This window comes from Kribbella sp. NPDC058693 (assembly GCF_042715335.1).
In the GTDB taxonomy this organism is placed as follows: Bacteria; Actinomycetota; Actinomycetes; order Propionibacteriales; family Kribbellaceae; genus Kribbella; species Kribbella jiaozuonensis.
This window is the reverse complement of record NZ_JBHXSQ010000005.1, coordinates 188,595-210,053: the sequence shown is the minus strand read 5'-3', so window position 1 is coordinate 210,053 and position 21,459 is coordinate 188,595. Positions and strand designations below refer to the sequence as shown.

Annotated in this window: 25 protein-coding genes; 15 read left to right on the top strand and 10 right to left on the bottom strand. The window is 68.7% G+C overall.

All coding sequences use genetic code 11. The annotated features are described in order from the left end of the window. Positions 1-3: 3 nt before the first annotated feature. The 3 genes from ACFWUU_RS35305 to ACFWUU_RS35295 are packed head-to-tail and all read left to right on the top strand — an operon-like array spanning position 4 to position 3,031. Positions 4-921, top strand: coding sequence for a nucleoside hydrolase (locus tag ACFWUU_RS35305; RefSeq protein WP_380182318.1), 918 nt, complete (start codon positions 4-6; stop codon positions 919-921). Then, on the top strand, positions 893-1,885 hold the full coding sequence (locus ACFWUU_RS35300) for a LacI family DNA-binding transcriptional regulator (protein ID WP_380182316.1): 993 nt from the start codon (positions 893-895) through the stop codon (positions 1,883-1,885). Before ACFWUU_RS35305 ends, ACFWUU_RS35300 begins: the two co-directional genes overlap by 29 nt. Positions 1,886-1,930: 45 nt before the next feature. Beyond that, entirely contained in the window at positions 1,931-3,031 is a 1,101-nt protein-coding gene (locus tag ACFWUU_RS35295; protein ID WP_380182314.1) for a hypothetical protein, read from the top strand. Between the two features lie 223 nt (positions 3,032-3,254). Here ACFWUU_RS35295 and ACFWUU_RS35290 read toward each other — a convergent pair whose 3' ends face one another. Next, a complete protein-coding gene (locus ACFWUU_RS35290; protein ID WP_137259300.1) occupies positions 3,255-3,821 on the bottom strand; it encodes an HdeD family acid-resistance protein in 567 nt (188 codons plus the stop codon). A 72-nt stretch (positions 3,822-3,893) separates the two neighbouring features. Next, positions 3,894-4,613, bottom strand: a complete 720-nt coding sequence (locus ACFWUU_RS35285) for an IclR family transcriptional regulator (RefSeq protein ID WP_130387568.1) — start codon at positions 4,611-4,613, stop codon at positions 3,894-3,896. A 106-nt stretch (positions 4,614-4,719) separates the two neighbouring features. On the opposite strand from ACFWUU_RS35285, the gene leuC reads away from it, so the two are divergent. The 4 genes from leuC (at position 4,720) to ACFWUU_RS35265 (ending at position 8,919) form a co-directional block, all read left to right on the top strand. Further along, on the top strand, positions 4,720-6,144 hold the full coding sequence (gene leuC, locus ACFWUU_RS35280; protein ID WP_380182312.1) for a 3-isopropylmalate dehydratase large subunit: 1,425 nt from the start codon (positions 4,720-4,722) through the stop codon (positions 6,142-6,144). 14 nt (positions 6,145-6,158) lie between these two features. Continuing rightward, a complete protein-coding gene (leuD, locus tag ACFWUU_RS35275) occupies positions 6,159-6,758 on the top strand; it encodes a 3-isopropylmalate dehydratase small subunit (protein WP_380182310.1) in 600 nt (199 codons plus the stop codon). 257 nt (positions 6,759-7,015) lie between these two features. Then, entirely contained in the window at positions 7,016-8,182 is a 1,167-nt protein-coding gene (gene corA / locus ACFWUU_RS35270) for a magnesium/cobalt transporter CorA (protein WP_380182308.1), read from the top strand. A 170-nt stretch (positions 8,183-8,352) separates the two neighbouring features. Next, positions 8,353-8,919, top strand: a complete 567-nt coding sequence (locus ACFWUU_RS35265; protein ID WP_137259297.1) for an HU family DNA-binding protein — start codon at positions 8,353-8,355, stop codon at positions 8,917-8,919. A 96-nt stretch (positions 8,920-9,015) separates the two neighbouring features. On the opposite strand, the gene ACFWUU_RS35260 is transcribed toward ACFWUU_RS35265, so the two are convergent. After that, on the bottom strand, positions 9,016-9,222 hold the full coding sequence (locus ACFWUU_RS35260; RefSeq protein ID WP_371403719.1) for a hypothetical protein: 207 nt from the start codon (positions 9,220-9,222) through the stop codon (positions 9,016-9,018). 1 nt (position 9,223) lies between these two features. Next, positions 9,224-9,895 (bottom strand): 2-phospho-L-lactate guanylyltransferase, encoded by a 672-nt coding sequence (gene cofC / locus ACFWUU_RS35255; RefSeq protein WP_137259295.1) that lies wholly within the window; start codon positions 9,893-9,895, stop codon positions 9,224-9,226. Positions 9,896-9,911: 16 nt separating this feature from the next. Here cofC and ACFWUU_RS35250 point away from each other — a divergent pair, with 16 nt between their 5' ends. The 3 genes from ACFWUU_RS35250 to ACFWUU_RS35240 are packed head-to-tail and all read left to right on the top strand — an operon-like array spanning position 9,912 to position 12,627. Further along, positions 9,912-10,715 carry a lysophospholipid acyltransferase family protein gene (locus tag ACFWUU_RS35250; protein ID WP_380182304.1) on the top strand — a complete coding sequence of 268 codons (804 nt, stop codon included), beginning with the start codon at positions 9,912-9,914 and terminating at the stop codon, positions 10,713-10,715. Next, entirely contained in the window at positions 10,712-11,716 is a 1,005-nt protein-coding gene (locus tag ACFWUU_RS35245) for an NAD(P)H-dependent glycerol-3-phosphate dehydrogenase (protein ID WP_137259293.1), read from the top strand. The genes ACFWUU_RS35250 and ACFWUU_RS35245 overlap by 4 nt, the downstream gene beginning before the upstream one ends. Beyond that, complete coding sequence (locus ACFWUU_RS35240; RefSeq protein ID WP_380182302.1) at positions 11,713-12,627, top strand: aminoglycoside phosphotransferase family protein; 915 nt, start codon at positions 11,713-11,715, stop codon at positions 12,625-12,627. The genes ACFWUU_RS35245 and ACFWUU_RS35240 overlap by 4 nt, the downstream gene beginning before the upstream one ends. Here the strand turns inward: ACFWUU_RS35240 and ACFWUU_RS35235 are convergent. After that, positions 12,617-13,735, bottom strand: coding sequence for an ROK family protein (locus tag ACFWUU_RS35235; protein ID WP_380182300.1), 1,119 nt, complete (start codon positions 13,733-13,735; stop codon positions 12,617-12,619). The genes ACFWUU_RS35240 and ACFWUU_RS35235 overlap by 11 nt on opposite strands. Positions 13,736-13,809: 74 nt before the next feature. Here ACFWUU_RS35235 and ACFWUU_RS35230 point away from each other — a divergent pair, with 74 nt between their 5' ends. Both ACFWUU_RS35230 and ACFWUU_RS35225 read left to right on the top strand, forming a co-directional pair. Beyond that, positions 13,810-14,907, top strand: a complete 1,098-nt coding sequence (locus ACFWUU_RS35230; protein ID WP_380182298.1) for a Gfo/Idh/MocA family protein — start codon at positions 13,810-13,812, stop codon at positions 14,905-14,907. Between the two features lie 11 nt (positions 14,908-14,918). Beyond that, complete coding sequence (locus tag ACFWUU_RS35225) at positions 14,919-15,926, top strand: sugar phosphate isomerase/epimerase (protein ID WP_137259289.1); 1,008 nt, start codon at positions 14,919-14,921, stop codon at positions 15,924-15,926. Between the two features lie 3 nt (positions 15,927-15,929). Here ACFWUU_RS35225 and ACFWUU_RS35220 read toward each other — a convergent pair whose 3' ends face one another. Beyond that, complete coding sequence (locus ACFWUU_RS35220) at positions 15,930-17,111, bottom strand: MFS transporter (protein ID WP_380182295.1); 1,182 nt, start codon at positions 17,109-17,111, stop codon at positions 15,930-15,932. A gap of 78 nt (positions 17,112-17,189) precedes the next feature. Between ACFWUU_RS35220 and ACFWUU_RS35215 the strand changes: the two genes are divergently transcribed. Continuing rightward, entirely contained in the window at positions 17,190-17,885 is a 696-nt protein-coding gene (locus tag ACFWUU_RS35215) for a FadR/GntR family transcriptional regulator (protein WP_380182292.1), read from the top strand. Here ACFWUU_RS35215 and ACFWUU_RS35210 read toward each other — a convergent pair. Together ACFWUU_RS35210 and ACFWUU_RS35205 are read right to left on the bottom strand one after the other, a co-directional pair. Further along, on the bottom strand, positions 17,848-18,390 hold the full coding sequence (locus ACFWUU_RS35210; RefSeq protein ID WP_380182290.1) for a GNAT family N-acetyltransferase: 543 nt from the start codon (positions 18,388-18,390) through the stop codon (positions 17,848-17,850). The two genes, ACFWUU_RS35215 and ACFWUU_RS35210, sit on opposite strands and share 38 nt — an antisense overlap. A 13-nt stretch (positions 18,391-18,403) precedes the next feature. Continuing rightward, positions 18,404-19,171: a MerR family transcriptional regulator gene (locus ACFWUU_RS35205; protein ID WP_380182288.1), complete on the bottom strand. Its 768-nt coding sequence runs from the start codon at positions 19,169-19,171 to the stop codon at positions 18,404-18,406. A gap of 48 nt (positions 19,172-19,219) precedes the next feature. On the opposite strand from ACFWUU_RS35205, the gene ACFWUU_RS35200 reads away from it, so the two are divergent. Then, complete coding sequence (locus ACFWUU_RS35200; protein WP_380182286.1) at positions 19,220-19,471, top strand: hypothetical protein; 252 nt, start codon at positions 19,220-19,222, stop codon at positions 19,469-19,471. Here ACFWUU_RS35200 and ACFWUU_RS35195 read toward each other — a convergent pair. Continuing rightward, positions 19,452-19,811: a MerR family transcriptional regulator gene (locus ACFWUU_RS35195; RefSeq protein ID WP_380182284.1), complete on the bottom strand. Its 360-nt coding sequence runs from the start codon at positions 19,809-19,811 to the stop codon at positions 19,452-19,454. The two genes, ACFWUU_RS35200 and ACFWUU_RS35195, sit on opposite strands and share 20 nt — an antisense overlap. 57 nt (positions 19,812-19,868) lie before the next feature. Here ACFWUU_RS35195 and ACFWUU_RS35190 point away from each other — a divergent pair, with 57 nt between their 5' ends. Next, a complete protein-coding gene (locus tag ACFWUU_RS35190) occupies positions 19,869-20,297 on the top strand; it encodes a hypothetical protein (protein WP_380182282.1) in 429 nt (142 codons plus the stop codon). On the opposite strand, the gene ACFWUU_RS35185 is transcribed toward ACFWUU_RS35190, so the two are convergent. Further along, a complete protein-coding gene (locus ACFWUU_RS35185; RefSeq protein WP_380182280.1) occupies positions 20,206-21,387 on the bottom strand; it encodes an MFS transporter in 1,182 nt (393 codons plus the stop codon). The two genes, ACFWUU_RS35190 and ACFWUU_RS35185, sit on opposite strands and share 92 nt — an antisense overlap. Between the last annotated feature and the right edge of the window lie 72 nt (positions 21,388-21,459).

Below are 21,459 nucleotides of genomic sequence, written 5' to 3'. Positions count from 1 at the left end.
ACCATGCACCAGCTCATTCTCGACACCGATATCGGCTCCGACGTCGACGACGCCATGGCGCTCGCCCAGATCATGGGCAGCCCGGACCTCGAGCTGCTCGAGGTCCACACGGTGTACGGCGATACCCGGCTGCGCGCTCAACTCGCCCGCCGGTACGCCGCACTCGCCGGGCGCGAGCTGGTCGTCGTACCGGGTGCTGTGGAGACGTTGTCGGGGCGTGAGGTCTGGTGGGCCGGGCATGAGGGCACGCTGCACGACGACCTGGCCTCCGAGACGGTCAGTGCGGGGAGTGCGCCGGAGCGGCTGGTGGCGCGGTTACGTGAGCAGCCTGGTGAGCTCGACGTTGCCGCGATCGGTCCGCTGACGAATGTGGCGAAGGCGTTGCAGCTCGAGCCGCAGGTGGCCGGGTGGATCCGGCATCTGTGGGTGATGGGTGGGTCGTTCGGCGACGACAAGGCCGAGCACAACTTCAAGTCCGATGACGTTGCTGCGCAGGTTGTATTGAGCGCGGGGATTCCGACGACGATCACCGGGCTCGAGATCACTCAGCAGGTGGCGATCGAGGCATCCCGGCTGGAGCGGATCCGGGCGGCTGGTGCGTTGGGGGCGGCGCTCGGTGCGGATATCGAGCAGTGGTGGGCGTACTGGAGCGAGACGTGGAACGTGCCGCATGATCCGGTTGCGGTGCTTGTGCTGAGTCGCCCGGAATTGTTCAAGACGTCGGATGTTGGGCAGGTGGCGATTCAGGTTGGTGGGGACGGTGCCGGGCGCAGTGTGTTCACGCCGGACGCCGGTGGATCCGTGCGGATCGTGACCGAGGTCGACGCCGAGGCCGTGGCTGAGGAGATCACGGCGCGGATCGTGGCGGCAGGGCAGGCATACGCTGCACCTCATGGGGAGATCGATGGCGACGGCTCGTGATGTCGCGGAGCGGGCCGGTACGTCGACCGCTGTCGTCAGCTACGTCTTCAACAACGGCCCCCGGCCTGTGTCCGCGGAGACGCGTCGGCGCGTGCTCGAGGCCGCGGCGGAGCTGGACTACCGGCCCAACATCCTCGCCCGTGCACTGAGCGCGGGACGCACGTACTCGCTCGGCCTGCTGATCCCGCAGATCCGCAACCCGTACTTCGCCACGCTTGCCGAGCACCTGGAGAACTTCGCGCGCCAGCACGACCACCTGCTGCTGATCGGCGATTCGGCGGGGGATCCGGAGCAGGAGTCCGCGCACATCGGGTCGTTCATCGAGCGCAAGGTGGACGGCGTCGTACTCGTCTCGTTGCTGGTGGAGCCGGCGATCCAGCGGTTCGCGGCGGCCGGCGTACCTGTGGTTGCTCTGCATCCTGTGCCTGAGGGCGTGACGGTGTCGACGCTGTCGATCGACTATGTGGCAGCTGCGGAGGCGTCTACGGATCACCTGCTGTCGCACGGCTACCGCGCCCTCGGTGTCGTCACCGGGCCGGAGGATTCGCCCGGTACGTCGGAACACCGGCGCGGGATCGAGCGGGCGCTGGAGAAGCATCCGCGGGCGTCGGCGCGGTACGTCGCCTGCCCGGTGTCGCGGTTCGCGGCACGCGACGCAGTACAGCCGTGGTTCAAGCAGAAGCGGCCGCCGCGGGCGATCTACTGCTCGACCGACGAGCAGGCGTTCGGCGTACTGTTCGCGGCGTGGGAGGCCGGGCTGCGGGTGCCGGAAGACGTTGCGGTGATGGGATTCGACGGCACGAGCGAGTGCACGGTGACGATCCCCCCGCTGGCCAGCGTCCGCCAGCCGATCGAGGAGACCGCACGACAGGCCGTCGAGTTGTTGCTCGACCGCGGGAACCCAGCTGCCGCGCGGCACGTGCTGGACTACGAATTGGTTCCCAGTACGTCCTGCGGTTGTTGAACCTGACTTTGTGCGGAGTTCACCGATCCAACGGATCATCCGCCTGTGGCAGAGGTACCGGTCTCGAAGACAGCGGTGAAGTTCGTTGATGCGTGGGAGGCGGCTGTCCGCGAGCGGCTGGCGGAGACGCCGCCGGTTCGGCGGGATCGGCGGGTGTTGCTCGGGCCGTACTTCTCGCCGGAGAAGCACACCGATGGTGTGCTGGGTGTTGGGTTCGACGATGCGGACAGGCTGGAGAAGCTTGGTCGCAGTACGGGCTGGCGTCGGTCTCGTGGTTGGCCTGCCGGTGAGGAGATCTCGGAGGTGCAGCGGCTCGGCGTCGGGCTGACGTGTGAGCTCAGTGCGGGGGTTGGGCGTGGGGCCGATCGTGAGCTGCGGGATCGGCAGGACCGGGCGCAGAACCGGTTGAGTGTGGATATGAACCGGCCGGGGTCGCAGTTGGCCGACGCGATCGGTACGGCGGTTGCGCGCTTCCACTACGGGCATGTGGTCTCGCAGCTTGTGGGCCAGGGGACGATCTCGCAGGACGTCGAGCGGGCGCTGCGCAGCGGCAACGGGTGGGCGCGACGGACGCCGAACGAGCGGCTGGTGGAAGCGTTCGCGGACAACCTCGACCCGGTGGAGCGGCGGACTCCGGGCGAAGGGCGGCTGCTGGATCGCGTGCACGCCTCGGACGGGCTGGACAAGGCGAGGGTTGCGGCGGAGATCCTAGTCAACCGGTCGCCGGTGCTTCAGCAGGCGGACGCGGCGGTTCGTACGGCGGCGGCCGACCGGCTCACCTCGGTGATCGGCGACCAGCTCACCACGGCGATGAAGGAACTGGACGACTCACGGGAGTCGCTGCCGGCACGCCTGGACCGAGCCGATGTCCTCGGCCGACGCATCGGCGAGGACACCCACCGCGCCATCACCCGCCTCGAACGCGAGGCTGAGCCGGCCGAAACCACCCCCGCCAACGAGGCCACCCGCACAGCCGACACCGCAGCCGCCACACGCCTGGCAAGCGAAGGCGTGGCCGGCGCGGCAGGTGTCACCGGCCCAACGGCGCCCGGCGGCGCTGGAGCGGGTTCAGCAGTCGCCGCCGACTCGTCACGGCAGGCGGCCGACCGCGCCGCCGGCGCCGAGCGCGGCAACACACTCGGCTAAACCCAGCGTGCGGTTGCGCCCGCGGCGACTCCCGGCAGCGCCGGCATCGCCCGTGCAGGGCTAAGCCCAGCGCGGCGCGCCTGCGGCGACGCCCGGGGGCGCCGGCACACCGACGTGAATCTCGAGCACGGGCCGCGGGGCGGCCTGCCCAGGGCCGGTGCCGATCGCGTGCCCGGTGGGACCGGGGCAGCGCGATCGGCTCGGCCTGGCTAGCTGCTGCTTGTTATGCGGGTGAGGGGCTGGAGTGGGCGGGGCCGCTGTGGAGTTCTCGGCGTACGGAGAAGCCGACGCCGATGAGGACCACGCCCCAGACCAGCGCTGTGACGCCCAGGACGACGGCGACGCTTACTGCGCCTGCGCCCGGGTTGGCGGCGAACAGTACGCCGATGAGGATCGACAGCAGACCGCTCAGCACGAGGAGCCAGCGTGGCACCACCTGTTGACTGCTGAAGGCGCCGGCGAGCTCGAAGATGCCCCGGACGATCAGCCAGATCCCGAGGATCCAGGTCAGCGTCGTCGCTGCCATCCCGGGGCTGGTGATCGCGAAGAAGGCCGCGATCAAGGCGATCACCCCGAGCGTGACCAGCCACAACCGGCTGCCCTTCGACTCGGGCTGGAACGCCTGCGCGATCGAGCCGATCCCGTCGACCAGGGCCCAGATGCCCCAGAGCAATGCCAACGCGATCGCGGTGTGGATCGGCCACACGATCGCGAGAATCCCGAAAATGATGCCGATTGCACCGCGGACGAGCAACATCTTCCAGCCGAGGGTCAGCCAGTCCCGCTCCATGTCGGACCTCCTTGAGGGGTTCCCACCCTCATGGTGATCCTGGTGGCGCTACGTGACAACTACCAACGCAACTTACTCAGATGCGCGGCGCAGCGCCTCGGACAGTCGCTCGGCCGCGGCCATGACGGCCGGAGCGTGCATCCGACCCGGCTGGCGGGACAGACGTTCGATCGGGCCGGAGACCGAGACGGCGGCGATCACCTTGCCGCTGGGGGAGCGGACCGGGGCCGAGACGGACGCGACACCCTGCTCCCGTTCGCCGACCGAGTGCGCCCAGCCACGACGCCGTACGCCGGCCAGCGCGGCCGCGTTGAACGACGCGTTGTGGAGACCGCGGTGCATCCGCTCCGGGTCCTCCCAGGCAAGCAGTATCTGGGCAGCCGAACCGGCGGCCATGGTCAGCTGACTGCCGACGGGGACGGTGTCGCGCAGACCGGACGGACGCTCCGCGGCGGCGACGCACACCCGGTACTCACCCTGCCGGCGGAACAACTGCGCCGACTCACCGGTGATGTCCCGCAGCCGCGCCAGCACCGGGCCGGCGGTCGCGAGCAGCCGGTCCTCACCGGCGGCGGAGGCCAACTCGCTGAGTCGCGGTCCGAGCACGAACCGTCCCTGCATGTCCCGGCCGACCAGACGGTGGTGCTCCAGCGCCACAGCCAGCCGGTGCGCGGTCGGGCGGGCCAGCCCGGTGGCCGCCACGAGACCGGCCAGGGTCGCCGGCCCGGACTCGAGCGCGGACAGAACGAGGGCTGCTTTGTCGAGAACGCCGACTCCGCTAGAGTTGTCCATGAGACGATACTGCCGTCTCGAATCGTGGAACGCAAGTCGCTTCTGCACTGACTTCAAGCGCAGTGTGAGCGATAGCACCTCACCACAAATCTCAAAGGAGAGTCTGATGGGTAGGACGTTGTCGGAAAAGGTCTGGGATGCGCACGTCGTGCGCCATGCCGACGGAGAACCCGACCTTCTCTACATCGACCTCCATCTGGTTCACGAGGTGACCAGCCCACAGGCCTTCGACGGTCTGCGGCTGGCCGGCCGCGGCGTACGGCGTCCTGACCTGACCATCGCGACCGAGGACCACAACGTCCCGACGTTCGATGTGGACAAGCCGATCGCCGACCCGGTGTCGCGCACCCAGGTGGACACGCTGCGGAAGAACGCCCAGGAGTTCGGCATCCGGATCCACACCCTCGGCGACCCGGACCAGGGTGTTGTGCACGTGATCGGCCCGCAGCTCGGACTGACCCAGCCCGGCATGACCGTGGTCTGCGGTGACAGCCACACCTCGACGCACGGCGCGTTCGGAGCGATTGCCTTCGGCATCGGTACGAGCGAGGTCGAGCACGTGCTGGCCACCCAGACGTTGATGCAGGCCCGGCCGAAGACGATGGCCGTCACGGTCGACGGCGTACTGCCGGACGGTGTCTCGGCCAAGGACCTGGTGCTGGCGCTGATCGCGAAGGTCGGCACCGGCGGCGGCCAGGGCTACATCGTCGAGTACCGCGGTGAGGCGATCCGGAGCTTGAGCATGGAAGCCCGGATGACGATCTGCAACATGTCGATCGAGTGGGGCGCCAAGGCGGGCATGATCGCGCCGGACGAGACCACCTTCGCGTACCTGCAGGACAAGCCGCACGCGCCGCAGGGCGTCGACTGGGAAGCAGCGGTCGAGTACTGGAAGAGCCTCGCCACCGACGAGGACGCGACGTTCGACCGCGAGGTCGTCCTGCGGGCCGAGGACATCGCGCCGTTCGTCACCTGGGGCACGAACCCGGGCCAGGGCATCCCGCTGTCGGAGAGCGTGCCGTCGCCGGACGACTTCGACAACGAGAACGACAAGGTCGCCGCCGAGCGCGCGCTGGAGTACATGGGCCTCACCGCCGGTACGCCGATGCGCGAGATCCACGTGGACACGGTGTTCCTGGGCTCCTGCACCAACGGCCGGATCGAGGACCTGCGCGCCGCGGCCGGCGTACTCGCCGGGCGGAAGGTTGCCGAGGGCACCCGGATGCTCGTGGTCCCGGGCTCGGGCCGGGTCCGGCTGCAGGCCGAGGCCGAGGGCCTGGACACGATCTTCAAGGACGCCGGCGCCGAGTGGCGTGGGGCCGGATGCTCGATGTGCCTGGGGATGAACCCGGACCAGCTGGCCCCGGGTGAGCGCAGCGCCTCCACCTCGAACCGGAACTTCGAAGGCCGCCAGGGCAAGGGCGGTCGCACCCACCTGGTGTCGCCGCTGGTCGCCGCCGCGACCGCCGTCACCGGGACCCTGGCCGCACCGGCCGACCTGCCGCCCGTCGCCGTACCTGCGAACGCCTGAGGAGCAACGGAATCATGGAAGCCTTCACCCAGCACATCGGTACGGCGGCCCCGCTGCGCCGCAGCAACGTCGACACCGACCAGATCATCCCGGCCGTGTACCTGAAGCGGGTCACGCGCACCGGCTTCGAGGACGGACTGTTCGCTGCCTGGCGCAACGATCCTTCGTTCGTCCTGAACCAGCCGGAGTACGACGGCGTCTCGGTGCTCGTCGCGGGACCGGACTTCGGCACCGGATCGTCGCGTGAGCACGCGGTCTGGGCGCTGCTCGACTACGGGTTCCGGGTGGTCGTGTCGTCGCGGTTCGGCGACATCTTCCGCGGCAACTCCGGTAAGGCCGGACTGCTCGCAGCTCTGGTGGAGCAGGACGTCGTCGAGCAGCTGTGGACGACGATCGAGAGCGACCCGGGCACCAAGGTGACGGTCGACCTTGAGAACAAGACGATCTCAGCCGGTGACGTGTCGGCACCCTTCGAGATCGACGACTACACCCGCTACCGGTTGCTGAACGGCCTGGACGACGTCGGCATCACGTTGTCGCACGCCGACGACATCGCTGCGTACGAAGCAAGCCGGCCTGCTTTCAAGCCGGCAACCCTTCCGGCGAAGGCCTGATCATCCACCAGAGTTATCGCTGCCGTAACGCTGGGCGGGTCGGTGGCGATAACTCTGGTGTTACCCTTGCGTGGTTGTCAGAACAAGGCTTGCGAGACCAAGGAGGTGGGGCGCTGATGAGCGAACCCTCCAGACATACGGGTCTCGCTCGACCTTCGGGGGGCCTCTCCGGCAAGGAATGGCAGCTCCTCTAGCAGTTGTGGGGTCGGGCAGACGTGTGTTCATCACTCACCTGATCCACCGCACCTGGAGGACTCATGTCCGACCTGCGCCTTCGCACCATCCGTGCGTTCAGCCGCACCCCGTCACTGCGTGCCGCCGCGCGCAAGCACGCTGCTGCCGTTTCCGCCGCCACCGTTGAGCCGGCCGAGAAGCAGTCCCGCGATCCGCAGATGCCCAAGGGGCACAGCGTCGTGGACAGCGCGATCTACTGCGACGGCCGCCGGGTCGCTTCTCCGGATTCGCTCGCCGAGACCTACGGCGAGCTGCACCAGGCCCCGCACAGCCTGGCCTGGATCGGTCTGTACCGGCCGGACCGCCGCGAGCTCGCCTCGCTGGCGCAGGAGTTCGACCTGCACGAGCTGGCGATCGAGGACGCCAACGAGGCGCATCAGCGGCCGAAACTGGAGCGGTACGGCGACACGTTGTTCGTCGTACTGAAGGCCGCGCGGTACCGGGACGCGACCGAGGAGGTCGAGTTCGGTGAGGTGCACGTGTTCGTCGGACCGGACTTCGTGGTGACGGTCCGGCACGCCGAAGCGCCCAACCTGGCAGCGGTACGGCGTCGTGTCGAGCGCGATCCCGAGCTGCTCAGCCGAGGTGCCGAAGCGGTCCTCTACGCGATCATGGACAAGGTCGTCGACGGCTACGCTCCGGTGGTCGCCGGTCTCGAGAACGACATCGACGAGATCGAGACCGAGGTGTTCCGCGGTGACCCGAAGGTGTCGCGGCGCATCTACGAACTGTCCCGTGAGGTGATCGAGTTCCAGCGCGCGACCCGGCCGCTGGTCGGCATGCTCGAGCAGTTGCGCGGCGGATTCCAGAAGTACGGCGTGGACGAGGAACTGCAACGTTCACTGCGCGATGTCGCCGACCACGTCACCGAGGTGGTGGAGAAGGTCGACGGGTTCCGCGAACTGCTGCGCGACATCCTGACGGTGAACGCGACCCTGGTCGCCCAGCAGCAGAACGAGGAGATGAAGAGCCTCGCGATCGCAAGCAGCGAGCAGAACGAAGAGGTGAAGCGGATCTCTGCCTGGGCGGCGATCCTGTTCGCCCCGACCCTGATCGGCACCGTCTACGGGATGAACTTCGACAAGATGCCGGAGCTGCACTGGCAGTACGGATACCCCTTCGCGATCGGCCTGATGGCCTTGGTGTGTGGAGGTCTGCACCAGATCTTCAAACGCCGCGGCTGGCTGTGAGTTAGCTGCCAAAAGAGCCCTCAGGGCCCGGATCGGGCCAAATTGTGGCACGAATCGCCCAAAACAAGGGCGAATTGCCGCGTTGGTGTTTGTGAACGGCGTGTTGAGTCCATAACGTTCCTGTGAGATCGAGCGCTGTGCTCGACGCCTAGTGTTCACGGAGGGAAGCAGTGAACAAGAGCCAGTTGGTCGAAGCGCTCGCAGTGCACTTCGACGGAAACCGCCGCCAGGCCCAGCACGCGTTGGAATCGGTGATCGACACCGTCCAGCGTGAGCTGACCAAGAAGGGTGGCAAGGTCGCCATCACCGGTTTCGGTGCCTTCGAGGCCATCGAGCGTGGTGCGCGCATCGTGCGCAACCCGCGGACCGGTGAGACCAAGCGTGCCAAGAAGACCACGGTGCCGAAGTTCCGCGCGGGTGCGGAGCTGAAGGCCGTTGTCTCCGGCGCCAAGAAGCTGCCGAAGCTGGTAGCCCCGAAGCCGGCCGCGACCGCCACCAAGGCGGCTGCCCCGGCGAAGAAGGCTGCACCGGCGAAGGCCGCTGCAACCAAGACCGCCGCTGCGAAGAAGACGGTCGCCAAGAAGGCCCCGGCCAAGACGGTTGCCAAGAAGGCTCCGGCGAAGACCGTTGCCAAGAAGGCCCCGGCGAAGAAGGCCCCGGCCAAGACCGTTGCGAAGAAGGCGCCGGCCAAGAAGGCCCCCGCCAAGAAGACCGCGGCGAAGCGTACCGCTCGCTGATCTTCACGCACTGCGGCACCTGCACCACCTGCAGTACAGCGAAGGCCGGTCACCCCACTCCAGGGGTTGACCGGCCTTCGCCGTTGTCGGTGGCAACTAGAGACGCGTTCCGAACTCCACCTTGGTGATGCTCAGGTCGGCGCCCGACCCGCTCGTCTCGATCCGCACCCGTTGTCCTACCCGCAGATGGCGGACCGGGGTATCGGCGACGGCGTGCACGGTGAACGGGAGCTCGACGCCGGTGTCAGTCAGCACTGCCCCGGAGAACGTCTCGCCGTCGTAGCGGCTCACCGTCGCTTGCATATCAGCAGGCTAGCCCTTCGGTCCCGGTCGCGGCACCGAGAACCAGCGACATCACGTCGGCGGTCGCCGGCCCCACCCCGAGCTGTACCGCGTGCGCCAGATCGGCAGCCGTGTCGACATCACGACGTACCGACTCGATCCCGGGCAGCTCGATCGGGATCGCCCCGGACGCCTGGTGTGCCAGGGCGGAACCCACCCCGAAGCGGGGATCCAGCGGTACGCCGGGAGCCGCCGCGAGCAACGTCGTACCGGTGCCGGGCTGGTCCACCACGAACGAGCGCGGCGCCGTACAGGCCGCTAGTACGGCGGTCAGCTCGGCCGGACGCAGCGCGGGAAGATCCGCCGACAACGCGGCGACGCCATTGTCCGGGAACTCCGCAGCCGCAACAGTGGCTCCATGCAGCAAGGCCTCGTTGAGCCCGGCGGCCGGGAGATCCGGTACGACGTACGCACCGGCCGCGGTCACGTCCGCCGCGACCAGCGGGTCGTCCGTGACGACCAGGACGGCCCGCACCAGGGGAGAGGCGAGCGCGGCCGCAGTAGTGTCGACAGCGAACGCACGGGCCAGCTCGGGACGGTGCTGCGGGTAGGCCGGAGCGAGCCGGCTCTTTGCGATCGCCGTACGCTTCACCGGGATCGCCAGGGTCCAGGGAGCGACCTGTAGGTCTGCCATCAGGCAGGATTCTCCCATGACGGATGGCAGTAACGAGCAGCAGGAGGCCCCGGTGGACAATCGGCTGGACAACCGGCAGGGTGATCCGCGACCGCCGCGGGGCTTCTGGTTCGGCATCATCGTCGCGATCGTCAAGCCGTTCATGATCGTGTTCACCAAATGCCGGTTCACCGGGCGGGAGAACATGCCGCGCACCGGCGGCGTGATCTACGTACCGAATCACATCTCGCATTTCGACCCGGTGCTGCTCGGGTACTTCATCTGGGAGTGCCGGCGGATCCCGCGGTTCCTGGGTAAGGCGTCGCTGTTCAAGATCCCGGTGCTCGGCAAGATCATCACCAGCGCGGGACAGATCCCGGTGTACCGCGATTCGACCCAGGCCGCGGATGCATTCCGGGACGCGGTCGCCGCGGTCGAACGCGGTGAGTGTGTGGGCGTTTACCCGGAGGGCACCATTACCCGTGACCCGGACATGTGGCCGATGACCGGCAAGACCGGTGCGGCCCGGATCGCGTTGATGACCGGCTGCCCGGTGATCCCGGTCGCCAACTGGGGCGCGCAGGAGATCGTGAAGTCGTACACCGGCAAGATCCGGATCCGTCTGCTGCCGCGCAAGACGCTGCAGGTCCGGGCCGGTGCACCGGTCGACCTGAGTGCGTTCGAGGGCAGGCCGCTGACCAACCAGCTGTTGCACGAGGCAACCGAGGTGATCATGGCCCGCGTCGCCGAGACCCTGGGCGAGCTGCGCGGCGAGACCCCGCCCAAGGAGCTGTACGACCTGCGCAAGGCTCGCAAGGCTGAAGGTGAGGAGACGGCATGACGAAGGTAGCGGTGTTCGGAGCCGGATCCTGGGGTACGGCGTTCGCGGTGGTGCTTGCGAACGCTGGGAACCAGGTGTCCGTCTGGGGTCGGCGTGAGTCGCTCTGCGAGTCGATCAATGCCGGGCACGAGAACGCCGAGTACCTTCCCGGTCTGCGGTTGCCGGACGCGATCACCGCGACCCACGACCCGGCCGCGGCCGCCGACGGAGCCGAGGCGATCGTGCTCGCGGTTCCGTCGCAGTCGTTGCGGGACAACCTGACGGACTGGGCCGGCGTGCTGCCGAACGCCGTACCGCTGGTCAGCCTGATGAAGGGCGTCGAGCTCGGTACGACGAAGCGGATGAGCGAGGTGATCGCCGAGCTGACCGGCGCCGGGCCGGAACGCATCGCGGTCGTCTCGGGACCGAACCTGGCGCGCGAGATCGCCGAAGGCCAACCGGCCGCGTCGGTCGTCGCCTGTGCGGACGAAGGTACGGCGGCGCGGTTGCAGAAGCTGTGTCATTCGCCGACGTTCCGCCCGTACACGAACAACGACGTCGTCGGCTGTGAGCTCGGCGGCGCCTGCAAGAACGTGATCGCGCTGGCCGTCGGGATGGCGGTCGGACTCGGCTTCGGCGACAACGCCCGCGCCTCGGTGATCACCCGCGGCCTCGCCGAGATCGCCCGCCTGGGCACGGCGCTCGGCGCGGACGAGCACACGTTCTCTGGTCTGGCCGGGCTGGGCGATCTGGTGGCGACGTGCTCGTCGCCGCTGTCGCGGAACCGGACCTTCGGCGAGAAACTCGGCCAGGGCATGAGCGTCGCGGAGATCGCCGGCGGGACCAGGCAGGTCGCCGAGGGCGTGAAGTCCTGCGCATCGATCTCCGAGCTGGCGCACCACCACGACGTCGAGATGCCGATCGCCGAACACGTCACCAAGGTCATCGCAGGCGAGATGACCCCGAAGGACATGCTGTTCAGCCTGGTCTCCCGCTCGGCCAAGCCGGAGCGCTGGGGATGATCCCGGCCGCGTTCGCCAAGGCCACCATCGATCGTGAAGGCGCCGTCGGCGAAGCCTGGCTGGCCTCGCTGCCGGGGATCATCGACGATGTTCTGACGGTCTGGGAATGTACGCCCACCGGCGAGGCGATGCACGGCCAGGTGGGCGTCGTCATCCCGGTCGAGGACGATCGGGTCGTGAAGATCTCGTTCCCGCATCCGGGGAACGACTACGAGGCCGACGCCTTCGTGGCGTGGGGCGGACGCGGTGCGGTCCAGCTCCACGAACGCGACGACGACCGATACGCGATGCTGCTCGAACGCGCGCACCCCACGACGCTCTTCGATCACAACGACGACGTCGTTGCCATCGCCGCAGAGCTGCATCGCCGGTTGACGATCCCAGCTCCGGAGGGTCTGCCGCGCATGTCGGAGCGGGCCGACGACTGGGAGGAAGAACTCCGCAAGGATGCCGCCGAGCTCGACCACCCGCTGCCGGAGTACGTCGTGGACGCGGCCCTTGCTGTCGTCGACGAATTCGGTCGCGATCAGCCGGAGATCCTGATCCACGGGGACTTCCACCCGCGCAACATCCTCCGCGCCGAGCGCGAGCCCTGGCTGGCGGTCGATCCGAAGGGGTACGTCGGCGACCCGGCGTACGACGCGACCACGTTCCTGCGCACCCGTGCCGCTCATCAGCTCGGCGTCGACGACCTGATCAACGTGCTGGACCGCGAGCTCGAACTGTTCGCCGACGTCGCCGAGCTCGATCCCGAACGGATCCGGCGGTGGGCTCAGCTGAACATGGTCCAGACGGCGTTCTGGGGTCGGCGGTACGGATTCGGCCGCGCCCGGAGCGGCGGTAAGCGCGACGAGATGGTTGCCTTCGTCGACGAACTCGCCGTGCAGTGGACGGAGCCGGTCAGAGGCTGAGGGCGTGGTGCAGGACCAGGATGGCGGCGCCACGTAGCGCGCCGTCCTGTCCGGTCCGGGAGGTGCGGACCTGCAGGTCAGTGGTAGCCAAGGGCAACGACCTGGCGTAGACGGTCTCCCGGATGCCGGCCAGCAGGCTGTCACCGGCCTGCGACAGCGACCCGCCGACGACGATCACCGAGGGGTTGAGCAGGCTGACCGCGGCGGCGAGGATCGTGCCGATCTCGCGGCCTGCCTGACGGACGGCCGTGGTCGCGGTGGTGTTGCCCGCGCGGACGAGTTCGACGATGTCCCTGCTGGTCTCGACGCCGAGCGTATTGGCGAGTGCCGCTGCGGAGGCGATTGCTTCCAGGCAGCCGATATTGCCGCAGCGGCAGAGTTCGGTGTGGCCCGGCGCTTGGATGTGGCCGATGTCGCCGGCCGCACCTTGAGCTCCGCGGTGCAGGCGGCCGCCGCTGATCACGCCCGCACCGATGCCGGTGGCAACCTTCACGAACAACAGGTGCTCGACGTCCGCGTACGCCGTCGCGTGCTCGCCGAGCGCCATGATGTTCACATCGTTGTCGACCAGCACCGGACCCGGAAGCTCACGACTCAGCCGGCCGACCACGTCGTACGAATCCCAGCCGGGCATGATCGGCGGATGGTTCGGTCGGCCGGTGCTGTGCTCGACCGGTCCGGGCAGTCCGACGCCGGTGCCGGCCAGATCGTCCGGCGACCTGTTCGCCTCTCGCAGCAACGCATGCCCGGCTCGGGCGACTGCCTCGAGGACGACCTCGGGTCCTTCGGCGATCTTGAGCGGTGTCGTCGACCGGTGCAGGATCTCGCCGGCCAGGTCGGTCACGGCGACGGACAGGTGCGTCGCGCCGACGTCCGCGGCGAGAACGAGTCGCGCCGTCGGGTTGAACCGGAACCGGGCCGGCGGCCGTCCACCCGTCGACGCTGCCTCACCCGACGGTACGACGAGACCGGCCGCGAGCAGCGCCTCGATCCGGCCGGTGACCGTGGATCGGGCCAGGCCGGTGTCGTCGATCAGCTCGGCGCGGGTCCGGGCCTGTCCGTCGAGGAGCAGCCGCAGGACCGCGTCCGCAGTACCGAGATCGCTCATCACCGGACTTTCGTCGTACTGGCCGTGGACTTTTGCTTGACAGGGTTCAAAAGGGTCCCATAGCGTCCTTCGACGTGTCCACCAATGCGCGCAAGCTTCGGGTCGGGATTGTCGGCGGCGGGTTCATGGGCCAGGTCCACGGCCGGGCTGCGCTGGTTTCCGGCGCGACCGTGGTGGGTGCGGTCGGCTCCTCGCCCGCAAGGGCTGACGCTGCCGCAGAGGCGACCGGGGCCGAGCGCGGGTTCGCGACCCTCGACGAGCTGCTCGCCTCCGACATCGACGTTGTCCACGTCTGTACGCCGAACAACACGCACCGCGACGTCACGCTGAAGGCGCTCGAGGCCGGCAAGCACGTGGTCTGCGAGAAGCCGCTGGCCACCTCGGTCGGCGATGCCACCGGGCTGCAGGCAGCGGCCTTCGAGGCGGGCCTGGTCGGCGCCGTACCGTTCGTGTACCGCTACCACCCGATGGTCCGCGAGCTGCGGACCCGGATCGCGGCCGGCGACGCGGGAACGATCACCAGCCTGCACGGCTCGTACCTGCAGGACTGGCTCGCCGGCGCGGACGACCAGAACTGGCGCGTCGACGACACGACCGGCGGTCCGTCGCGGACGTTCGCCGACATCGGGTCGCACTGGTGTGACCTGACCGAGTTCGTCACCGGCGACCGGATCGCCGCGATCAGCGCGCAACTGCGGACGGTCCGGGCCCAGCGTGGTGGAGTCGAAGTACGCACCGAGGACCTCGCCACCGCACAGTTCCGGACCGAGGCCGGAGTGGTCGGGACGATCGTGGTCAGCCAGGTCGCGGCCGGCCGGAAGAACCGCCTGTACCTGGAGGTGTCGGGCACCGAGTCGAGCTTCGGCTTCGACCAGGAGGACCCGGACCGGCTGTGGGTCGGCCGCCGTCAAGCCAGCAAGCTGCTGACGCGCGATCCGGAGACGCTCAGCCCGCCCGCCGCGCGGGTGAACCGGCTCCCGGCTGGGCACGCGCAGGGGTACCAGGACGCGTTCGACTCGTTCGTCGCCGACAGCTATGCCGCCGTACTGGGTGACCACCCGGACGGCCTGCCCGATTTCGCCGCCGGAGCGCGGTCCGCTCGCGTGGTCGACGCAGTACTGCGTTCGGCCGCGGCGGACTCTGCCTGGATCACCGTCGACAACAACGCTTAGGAGCTAGTCAGATGCCACGCCCGATCACGCTGTTCACCGGTCAGTGGGCCGACCTGCCGTTCGAGGAGGTCTGCCAGTTCGCGTCCGAGGCCGGGTACGACGGCGTCGAGATCGCCTGCTCCGGTGACCACTTCGACGTCCAGCAGGCCGTCGACGACGACACCTACGTCCAGGGCCGCAAGGACATCCTGGAGAAGTACAACCTGCAGGTCTTCGCGATCTCCAACCACCTGGTGGGTCAGGCGGTCTGCGACAACCCGATCGACTTCCGGCACCAGGCGATCGTGCCGTCCCGGATCTGGGGCGACGGCGACGGCGAGGGCGTCCGGCAGCGCGCCGCCGAGGACCTCAAGAACACCGCCCGCGCGGCCAAGAAGCTCGGCGTGAACACGGTCATCGGCTTCACCGGCTCGTCGATCTGGCAGTACGTCGCGATGTTCCCGCCGGTGCCCGCCGAGAAGATCGAGGCCGGGTACCGCGACTTCGCCGACCGCTGGAACCCGATCCTCGACGTGTTCGACGAGGAGGGCGTCCGGTTCGCGCACGAGGTGCACCCGTCGGAGATCGCGTACGACTACTGGACCACCACGTTCGCGCTGGAGGCGATCGGTCACCGGGAGGCGTTCGGGCTGAACTGGGACCCGTCGCACATGGTCTGGCAGGACATCGACCCGGTCGCGTTCCTCTGGGACTTCAAGGACCGGATCTACCACGTGGACTGCAAGGACACCAAGATGCGGGTCGGCGGCGGCCGCAACGGCCGGCTCGGTTCGCACCTGCCGTGGGCCGACCCGCGGCGCGGCTGGGACTTCTACTCGACCGGTCACGGCGACGTGAACTGGGAGGACTGCTTCCGGGTGCTGAATTCGATCGGCTACGACGGCCCGATCTCGGTCGAGTGGGAGGACGCCGGCATGGAGCGCAAGGTCGGCGCCGCGGAGGCGGTCAACGTCATCCGCGCACTCGCCTTCGACAAGCCGACTGCTGCCTTCGACGCGGCCTTCGCGACCGACAAGTAGTCCCTAGCGCCGGTCGCGCCCGGCGACGAATCCCAGCGTGACCTGCATGGCTGCGAGTACGGCGAAGACGACGAGCGTCGTACTCCAGCCGCCGGTCACCTGGGTCAAGTAGCCGGCGACGACCGGTCCGGCCGCGGCCAGCGTGTAGCCGACCGCCTGGGCCATCCCGGACAGCTGCGTGGTCTCATGGTGCCCGCGGCCGCGGAGACTGATCAGCGACAGCGCGGCGACCAGCCCGGCGCCCTGGCCCAGCCCGCCAACGATCGCCCAGACGATCGCCAGGTGTGGCGCCAGCAGCAGACCGAGCAGTGCGACGAGGATCGGCGTACTCGCCGTCATCAGACCGACCCGCTGATTGGTCGGGTGCTTCAGCAGGAACGGGATGCTGAGGCCGCCGATCAGGCCGAAGACCTGGAACAGGAACAGGTGTACGCCGGTCGCTCGCTCTGACACGCCGCCGGTGGAGATCTCGATGGTCGGCAGCCAGTTCACGAACAGGTAGAACGCCGTGGACTGCAGCCCCATGAAGCCGGTCACCAGCCACGCCGTCGGCTGCCGCCACACGCTTACCGGGGGAGCGCCGTCCTCAGTCCTCGCCGCCGGCATCGGCTCCGGCGAGAGAGTCCGCGGCAGCCAGATCACCGCGACGAGCACGGCCAGACCGCCCCAGACCGCGAGTGACAACCGCCAGTCGACGGCGTCCGCGATCGGTACGGCCAGGATCGAGGCGATCGCGGCACCGCCGGTGATGAACGCCGTGTAGATCCCGGTCGCCCGCGAGACATTGCCCGCGTAGTCCCGCTTGATGATGACCGGGACCAGCACGTTGCCGACCGCGATCGCGGCGCCGACCACCGCCGTACCGATCCACAGACCTGCTGGGCCTGTGTAGGGGCGCAGCGCGCTGCTGAGCGCGAGTACCAGCAGCGAGACAAAGACCGCACGCTCCATTCCGAAGCGGCGGGAGGCGAGGTGGACGAGCGGGGAGGCGACCGCGAACGCGAGCAGCGGCAGCGTGCCCAGCAGACCCTGCGCGGCCTCGCCCAGGTGCAGGTCGAGACCGATCCGCGGCAGCACCGGACCGACCGCGGTCAGCGCCGGCCGGAGGCTCAGCGCGACCACGAAGGCAGTCGCGGTGATCAGCGCCGACCGCTCCCGAGTCCCTGGTTCGGTCAACACCGCCACGACACACCTCTCTCTAGGCTTCCCTGTAGATGTCCTACATTTACACTGTACGCTACTCGCGAAGGGAGGCCGATCTCGGTGTCACTCGAAGGACCTGTGCGGCAGGTGCCGCTCGTACTGCAGGTGTCGGAGCGCTTCCGGGCGCAGATCGAGTCCGGGGCCTGGCCGCGCGGCTCGCGGATCCCCGGCGAGAACCAGCTCGCGACCGAGCTGGGCGTGAGCCGCGGCACGGTACGGGAGGCCCTGCGGTCGCTCAGCCTGACCGGCCTGCTCGAGCCACGCGTCGGCGACGGCACGTACGTCCGCGCAACGAACGAGATCAGCGGCGTGCTGGTCCGGGACGAGCTCTCCGCGTCCTTGACGCACGTGCTCGACGCCCGCGCGGGCATCGAGGCCGCAGCCGCTCGCCTGGCCGCGCAGCATCCGGATCCGGACAGCCTGGCTGCCCTCGCCGCCACTCTCGATGCCCGGGCCGCCGCTCTGGTCGCCGGTGACTTCGAGGCCTTTGTTGCCGTGGACGCAGACTTCCATCGTGGCGTCGTGGTCGCCAGCGGGAACCCGTTACTGCTGCGGCTGTACGACGCGATCGCCGAAGTACTGACCGAGTCGATCCACCAGACCGCGACGATGCCCGAGGACCACCGGATCCTCGACGCGCATGTCGACGTACTCGAGGCGATGCGGGCGGGTGATCCCGAGGCGGCGAGTCAGGCGTCGTACGCGTTGATCGAGACCATCAAGCAAGAAGCGAAGGATCCGGCCAGTAGTACCTGAAACAGGCCGGCCGACCGTTGAGCCGCCGCTGCTCCCCACCGGGCGGCGGGACGTCCTTGCGGTCACCACGGATGCCGCCACGCGCCTCGTAGAACCCTTGCGCGGCGGTGTTCTGCTCCAGCACCCACAGGTACAGCCCAGAGCCCGGCGATGCCTGGTCCAGGGCTTGCGCCGTCAACGCGAGCAGCTGGGTCCCGATGCCTTGCCGCTTGAGCGGGGCGCGGACATGCAGGTTGTCGACGAGCGCGCCGAACTTCGTGTCGGCGCCGATCATCAGATGCGAGAGCCCGACGAGCTTCCCGTCGTACTCCGCAACCGTCGTGTGCGTGCCTTCCCGTGAGGCCAGCCGCTTGGCCCACATCGCGCCGAGGTACTCGGCCGACTCGTCATCGAGGAACGCATCGGCGTACGCACCGCGGTAGTGCCGCCGCCAACTGTCCCCGTGCAGCTCGGCCACCGCCGCCGCGTCATCTGCCCCAGCCGTGCGAAACCGCAGCTCATTCACTCTCGAATTCGTATCACTCGCGGTCGTCGCCATCAGGGCTTGTCCGAAGGGTGAACCCGGCGTCCGCGAGCCGGCGGCGGATCAACGAGTCGAGCCGTTGCCAGCCGGGTGAGGATGCGTTGAGGGTGCTTTGCAGCAGGTCGGGGATGGCGGGATCCACGGAGGCCCCGGGTGGTTCGGTGCCGTAGCGCTCGATGCTGGCGGCAACGATCCGGTCGGCGAGCTCGGTCAGGGACGGGTCGTCCGGGTCGAGGTCGTGGGCGTGATCGGCGGCGAGGTACAGGCTCCTCAAGTCCGGATCCGTGAGCGACTGCGCCTGGTCCTCGAACAACGTGCCGGCGAGGTCCGGGTGGGTTGCGTAGACGACGATCCACAGGTCCCGCTCCATCGCGATCCACCGCTGGGTGAAGCCGAGTGCGGCCAGCCCGACGAGATGCGCTTCCACGTTCGCGGGCAGGATCCGGATGTCACCGGCGGCCAGCATCCGGAGTCGGCGTTGGGTGTCGCGGAGGCGCTTGATGCGGGCGGTGAGGTCGGCGTCGATCTGCTCGAGCGCGGGGCCCAATACGTCGGTTGAGCTGAGCTCGCGGATCCGGGCGAGAGGTACGCCGGCGTCGGCCAGCATGCGGATCCGGACCAGCTCGACGACCGCCCGAGCGGAGTACCGGCGATATCCGGACGAATCGCGCTCGGGCTCGGGCAGCAGGCCCTTCGCGTGGTAGACGCGGACGGTCTTCGTCGACACCCCGACGTACCGCGCCAGCTGTCCGATGGTGAGCACGACACCATTCTTGACCTTGCCCCTAGGGCAATGTCGCACCATGGGGCCATGACCGACTGGGACACCCTGCGCGCACTCGCCGACGACGGCAACGAGAAGGCCCTCGAACGCCTCGCGGACCTCGCCGACGAGCGCGACGACGTCGAGACCCTGAACGAGCTACTCGACGAGGGCTCCGACCGCGCAGGCGAACACCTCACCCGCCGGGCTGCCGCCGCGAAGGACCTGCGGGAGCTTCAGCGCATCAGCGACGCCGGATACGACGAGGCCGGCGACGTACTCAACCGCCTATTGGACTGAGCGGACAACCGGTCCCGATGCGCTCGGCCAGGTCGGCGCGCAGCGTGGCCAGCTCAGCCATCCGCTGATCGATGATCTCGACCTTCTCGACGAGCAGCGCGGACAGGGCGGCGGCCGAGTCGGGGGAGTCGCGGACCTGGTCGCCGAGCTTGCCGATCTCGGCGAGCGAGAAGCCGAGCGCCTGCGCCGTACGGACGTAGTGCAGCCACGGCACCATCTCCGCGGGGAAGTCCCGGTAGCCGTTGGGCCGCCGCTCGCCCTCGACGAGGCCGATCCGCTCGTAGAAGCGGATGGTGTCCTTGGACAGATTCGTCTGCTGGGCGAGCTCACCGATGCGCACGTGGGGCCTCCGTCGGGCTTGACCTTGGACAGCACTCCACTGTTTACCTTCGAATGCGTGTCTCCCCAAACCAGCGGTTATCTCCGCATCGTTCGCGCCAGCGCCTGGTACGACCTGGTCGTCACCGCCGGCTTCGCCACGCCCTGGACCTACGTCCTCGTCCACCGCGCCCTGTCATCGCTCGGGACCTTCCCGCCGACCGACACCATCCAGATCCTCTACGCGAACCTGATGGGCTCGGTCGTGGTCGTCTGGGCACTCCTTCGCCTGTTCCGCACGCTGCCACTGCACGGCTTGTACGACGGGATCGCGCGCGTCCTGTTCGCGACCTGGCAGACGTACGCGCTCACACAGGGCGCGACCAAACTGCTGGTGCTGTTCCTCGTGTTCGAGGTCAGCTTTGGACTGGTCCAGCTCCTGCCGTGGTTGACGGACGCGGTGCGAGCACGCGCGCGAACACAGCCAGTCCGGCCGTCAGCGCGGTGACCACGATGAACGACATGGTCAGGTTGCTGGCCTGCGCGATGCCGCCGATGATCGACGGCGCCACCAGGCCGGACGCGTAGGTGATGGTCGCGACGCCCGCGATGGCCTGGCTCGGGTTCGGCCCGGTGTGGCCGGCCGCGGCGAAGGCAAGCGGTACGACGACCGCGATCCCGACACCGATCAGGCCGAACCCGGCCATCGCAACGGCCGCCGTCGGCGAAACAACCACGAGCAAGCCGCCGAGCGTCGCGATCACGCCACTCCACCGCACCGTCCGTACGGCGCCGAACCGGTCGACCACCGCGTCACCGGTCAACCGCGCGATTGCCATCGTCAACGCAAACCCGGTCGTCGCACCGGCCGCGACACCCGCCGTGCTGTCGAGGATGTCCCGCAGATAGACGGCCGACCAGTCCAGGCTCGCGCCCTCCGCGAACACCGCGCAGAACCCGACCGCCCCGATGAGCAACGCCGACTTCGGCGGCAACGCGAACCGCGCCGGCGGCTCTTCGTCCTCCTCGGGATGGATGTTCAGCACGAACTGACACACCACCGCACCGACCACCGTCAGCACGACGGCCGCCACCACGTGATGGACCTGCGCACTGACATTCGCATGCGCCGCCACCGTCCCGACTGCCGAGCCGATCAGCGCGCCCACACTCCACAACCCGTGCAGCCCGGACATGATCGACTTCTTCAGCCGGTGCTCGATCTCGACGCCGAGCGCGTTCATCGCGACGTCGGCCATACCCGCCGTGCCGCCGTAGAAGAAGAGGGCGACGCACAACGTCAGGAGACCGGGTGCGAACGACGGCGGGATCAGCGCGAGGGTCCAGAGCGCGAGCAGACCGCGCAACGCGTTCCGGCTGCCGAACCGGTGGGTGACCCGGGCGGCGAGCGGCATCATCACCGCCGCGCCGAGCGCCGGGAACGCGAGCGCCAGCCCGAGCTGGCCGGCGGACACGCCTGCGTGCTCCTGGATCCACGGCACCCGGGTCGCGAACGACCCGGTCACCGATCCGTGCACGCAGAAGACGGCGGCCACGGCGTACCGGGAGCGCTTGACGAGGGCGGTGTCATCGGTCACAAGCAAACACACTATCTGTTTGAACGATCAGGCGGATGGTAGTTTTTTGCACGTGAGAAGTGCAGAACGGCA

Coding starts and splice junctions, on each gene's coding strand:
- ACFWUU_RS35305 (WP_380182318.1), top strand. CDS start 4: ATGCACCAGCTCATTCTCGACACCGATATCGGCTCCGACGTCGACGAC.
- ACFWUU_RS35300 (WP_380182316.1), top strand. CDS start 893: ATGGGGAGATCGATGGCGACGGCTCGTGATGTCGCGGAGCGGGCCGGT.
- ACFWUU_RS35290 (WP_137259300.1), bottom strand. CDS start 3,821: ATGGAGCGGGACTGGCTGACCCTCGGCTGGAAGATGTTGCTCGTCCGC.
- ACFWUU_RS35285 (WP_130387568.1), bottom strand. CDS start 4,613: ATGGACAACTCTAGCGGAGTCGGCGTTCTCGACAAAGCAGCCCTCGTT.
- leuC (WP_380182312.1), top strand. CDS start 4,720: ATGGGTAGGACGTTGTCGGAAAAGGTCTGGGATGCGCACGTCGTGCGC.
- leuD (WP_380182310.1), top strand. CDS start 6,159: ATGGAAGCCTTCACCCAGCACATCGGTACGGCGGCCCCGCTGCGCCGC.
- corA (WP_380182308.1), top strand. CDS start 7,016: ATGTCCGACCTGCGCCTTCGCACCATCCGTGCGTTCAGCCGCACCCCG.
- ACFWUU_RS35260 (WP_371403719.1), bottom strand. CDS start 9,222: ATGCAAGCGACGGTGAGCCGCTACGACGGCGAGACGTTCTCCGGGGCA.
- cofC (WP_137259295.1), bottom strand. CDS start 9,895: ATGGCAGACCTACAGGTCGCTCCCTGGACCCTGGCGATCCCGGTGAAG.
- ACFWUU_RS35250 (WP_380182304.1), top strand. CDS start 9,912: ATGACGGATGGCAGTAACGAGCAGCAGGAGGCCCCGGTGGACAATCGG.
- ACFWUU_RS35245 (WP_137259293.1), top strand. CDS start 10,712: ATGACGAAGGTAGCGGTGTTCGGAGCCGGATCCTGGGGTACGGCGTTC.
- ACFWUU_RS35240 (WP_380182302.1), top strand. CDS start 11,713: ATGATCCCGGCCGCGTTCGCCAAGGCCACCATCGATCGTGAAGGCGCC.
- ACFWUU_RS35235 (WP_380182300.1), bottom strand. CDS start 13,735: ATGAGCGATCTCGGTACTGCGGACGCGGTCCTGCGGCTGCTCCTCGAC.
- ACFWUU_RS35225 (WP_137259289.1), top strand. CDS start 14,919: ATGCCACGCCCGATCACGCTGTTCACCGGTCAGTGGGCCGACCTGCCG.
- ACFWUU_RS35200 (WP_380182286.1), top strand. CDS start 19,220: ATGACCGACTGGGACACCCTGCGCGCACTCGCCGACGACGGCAACGAG.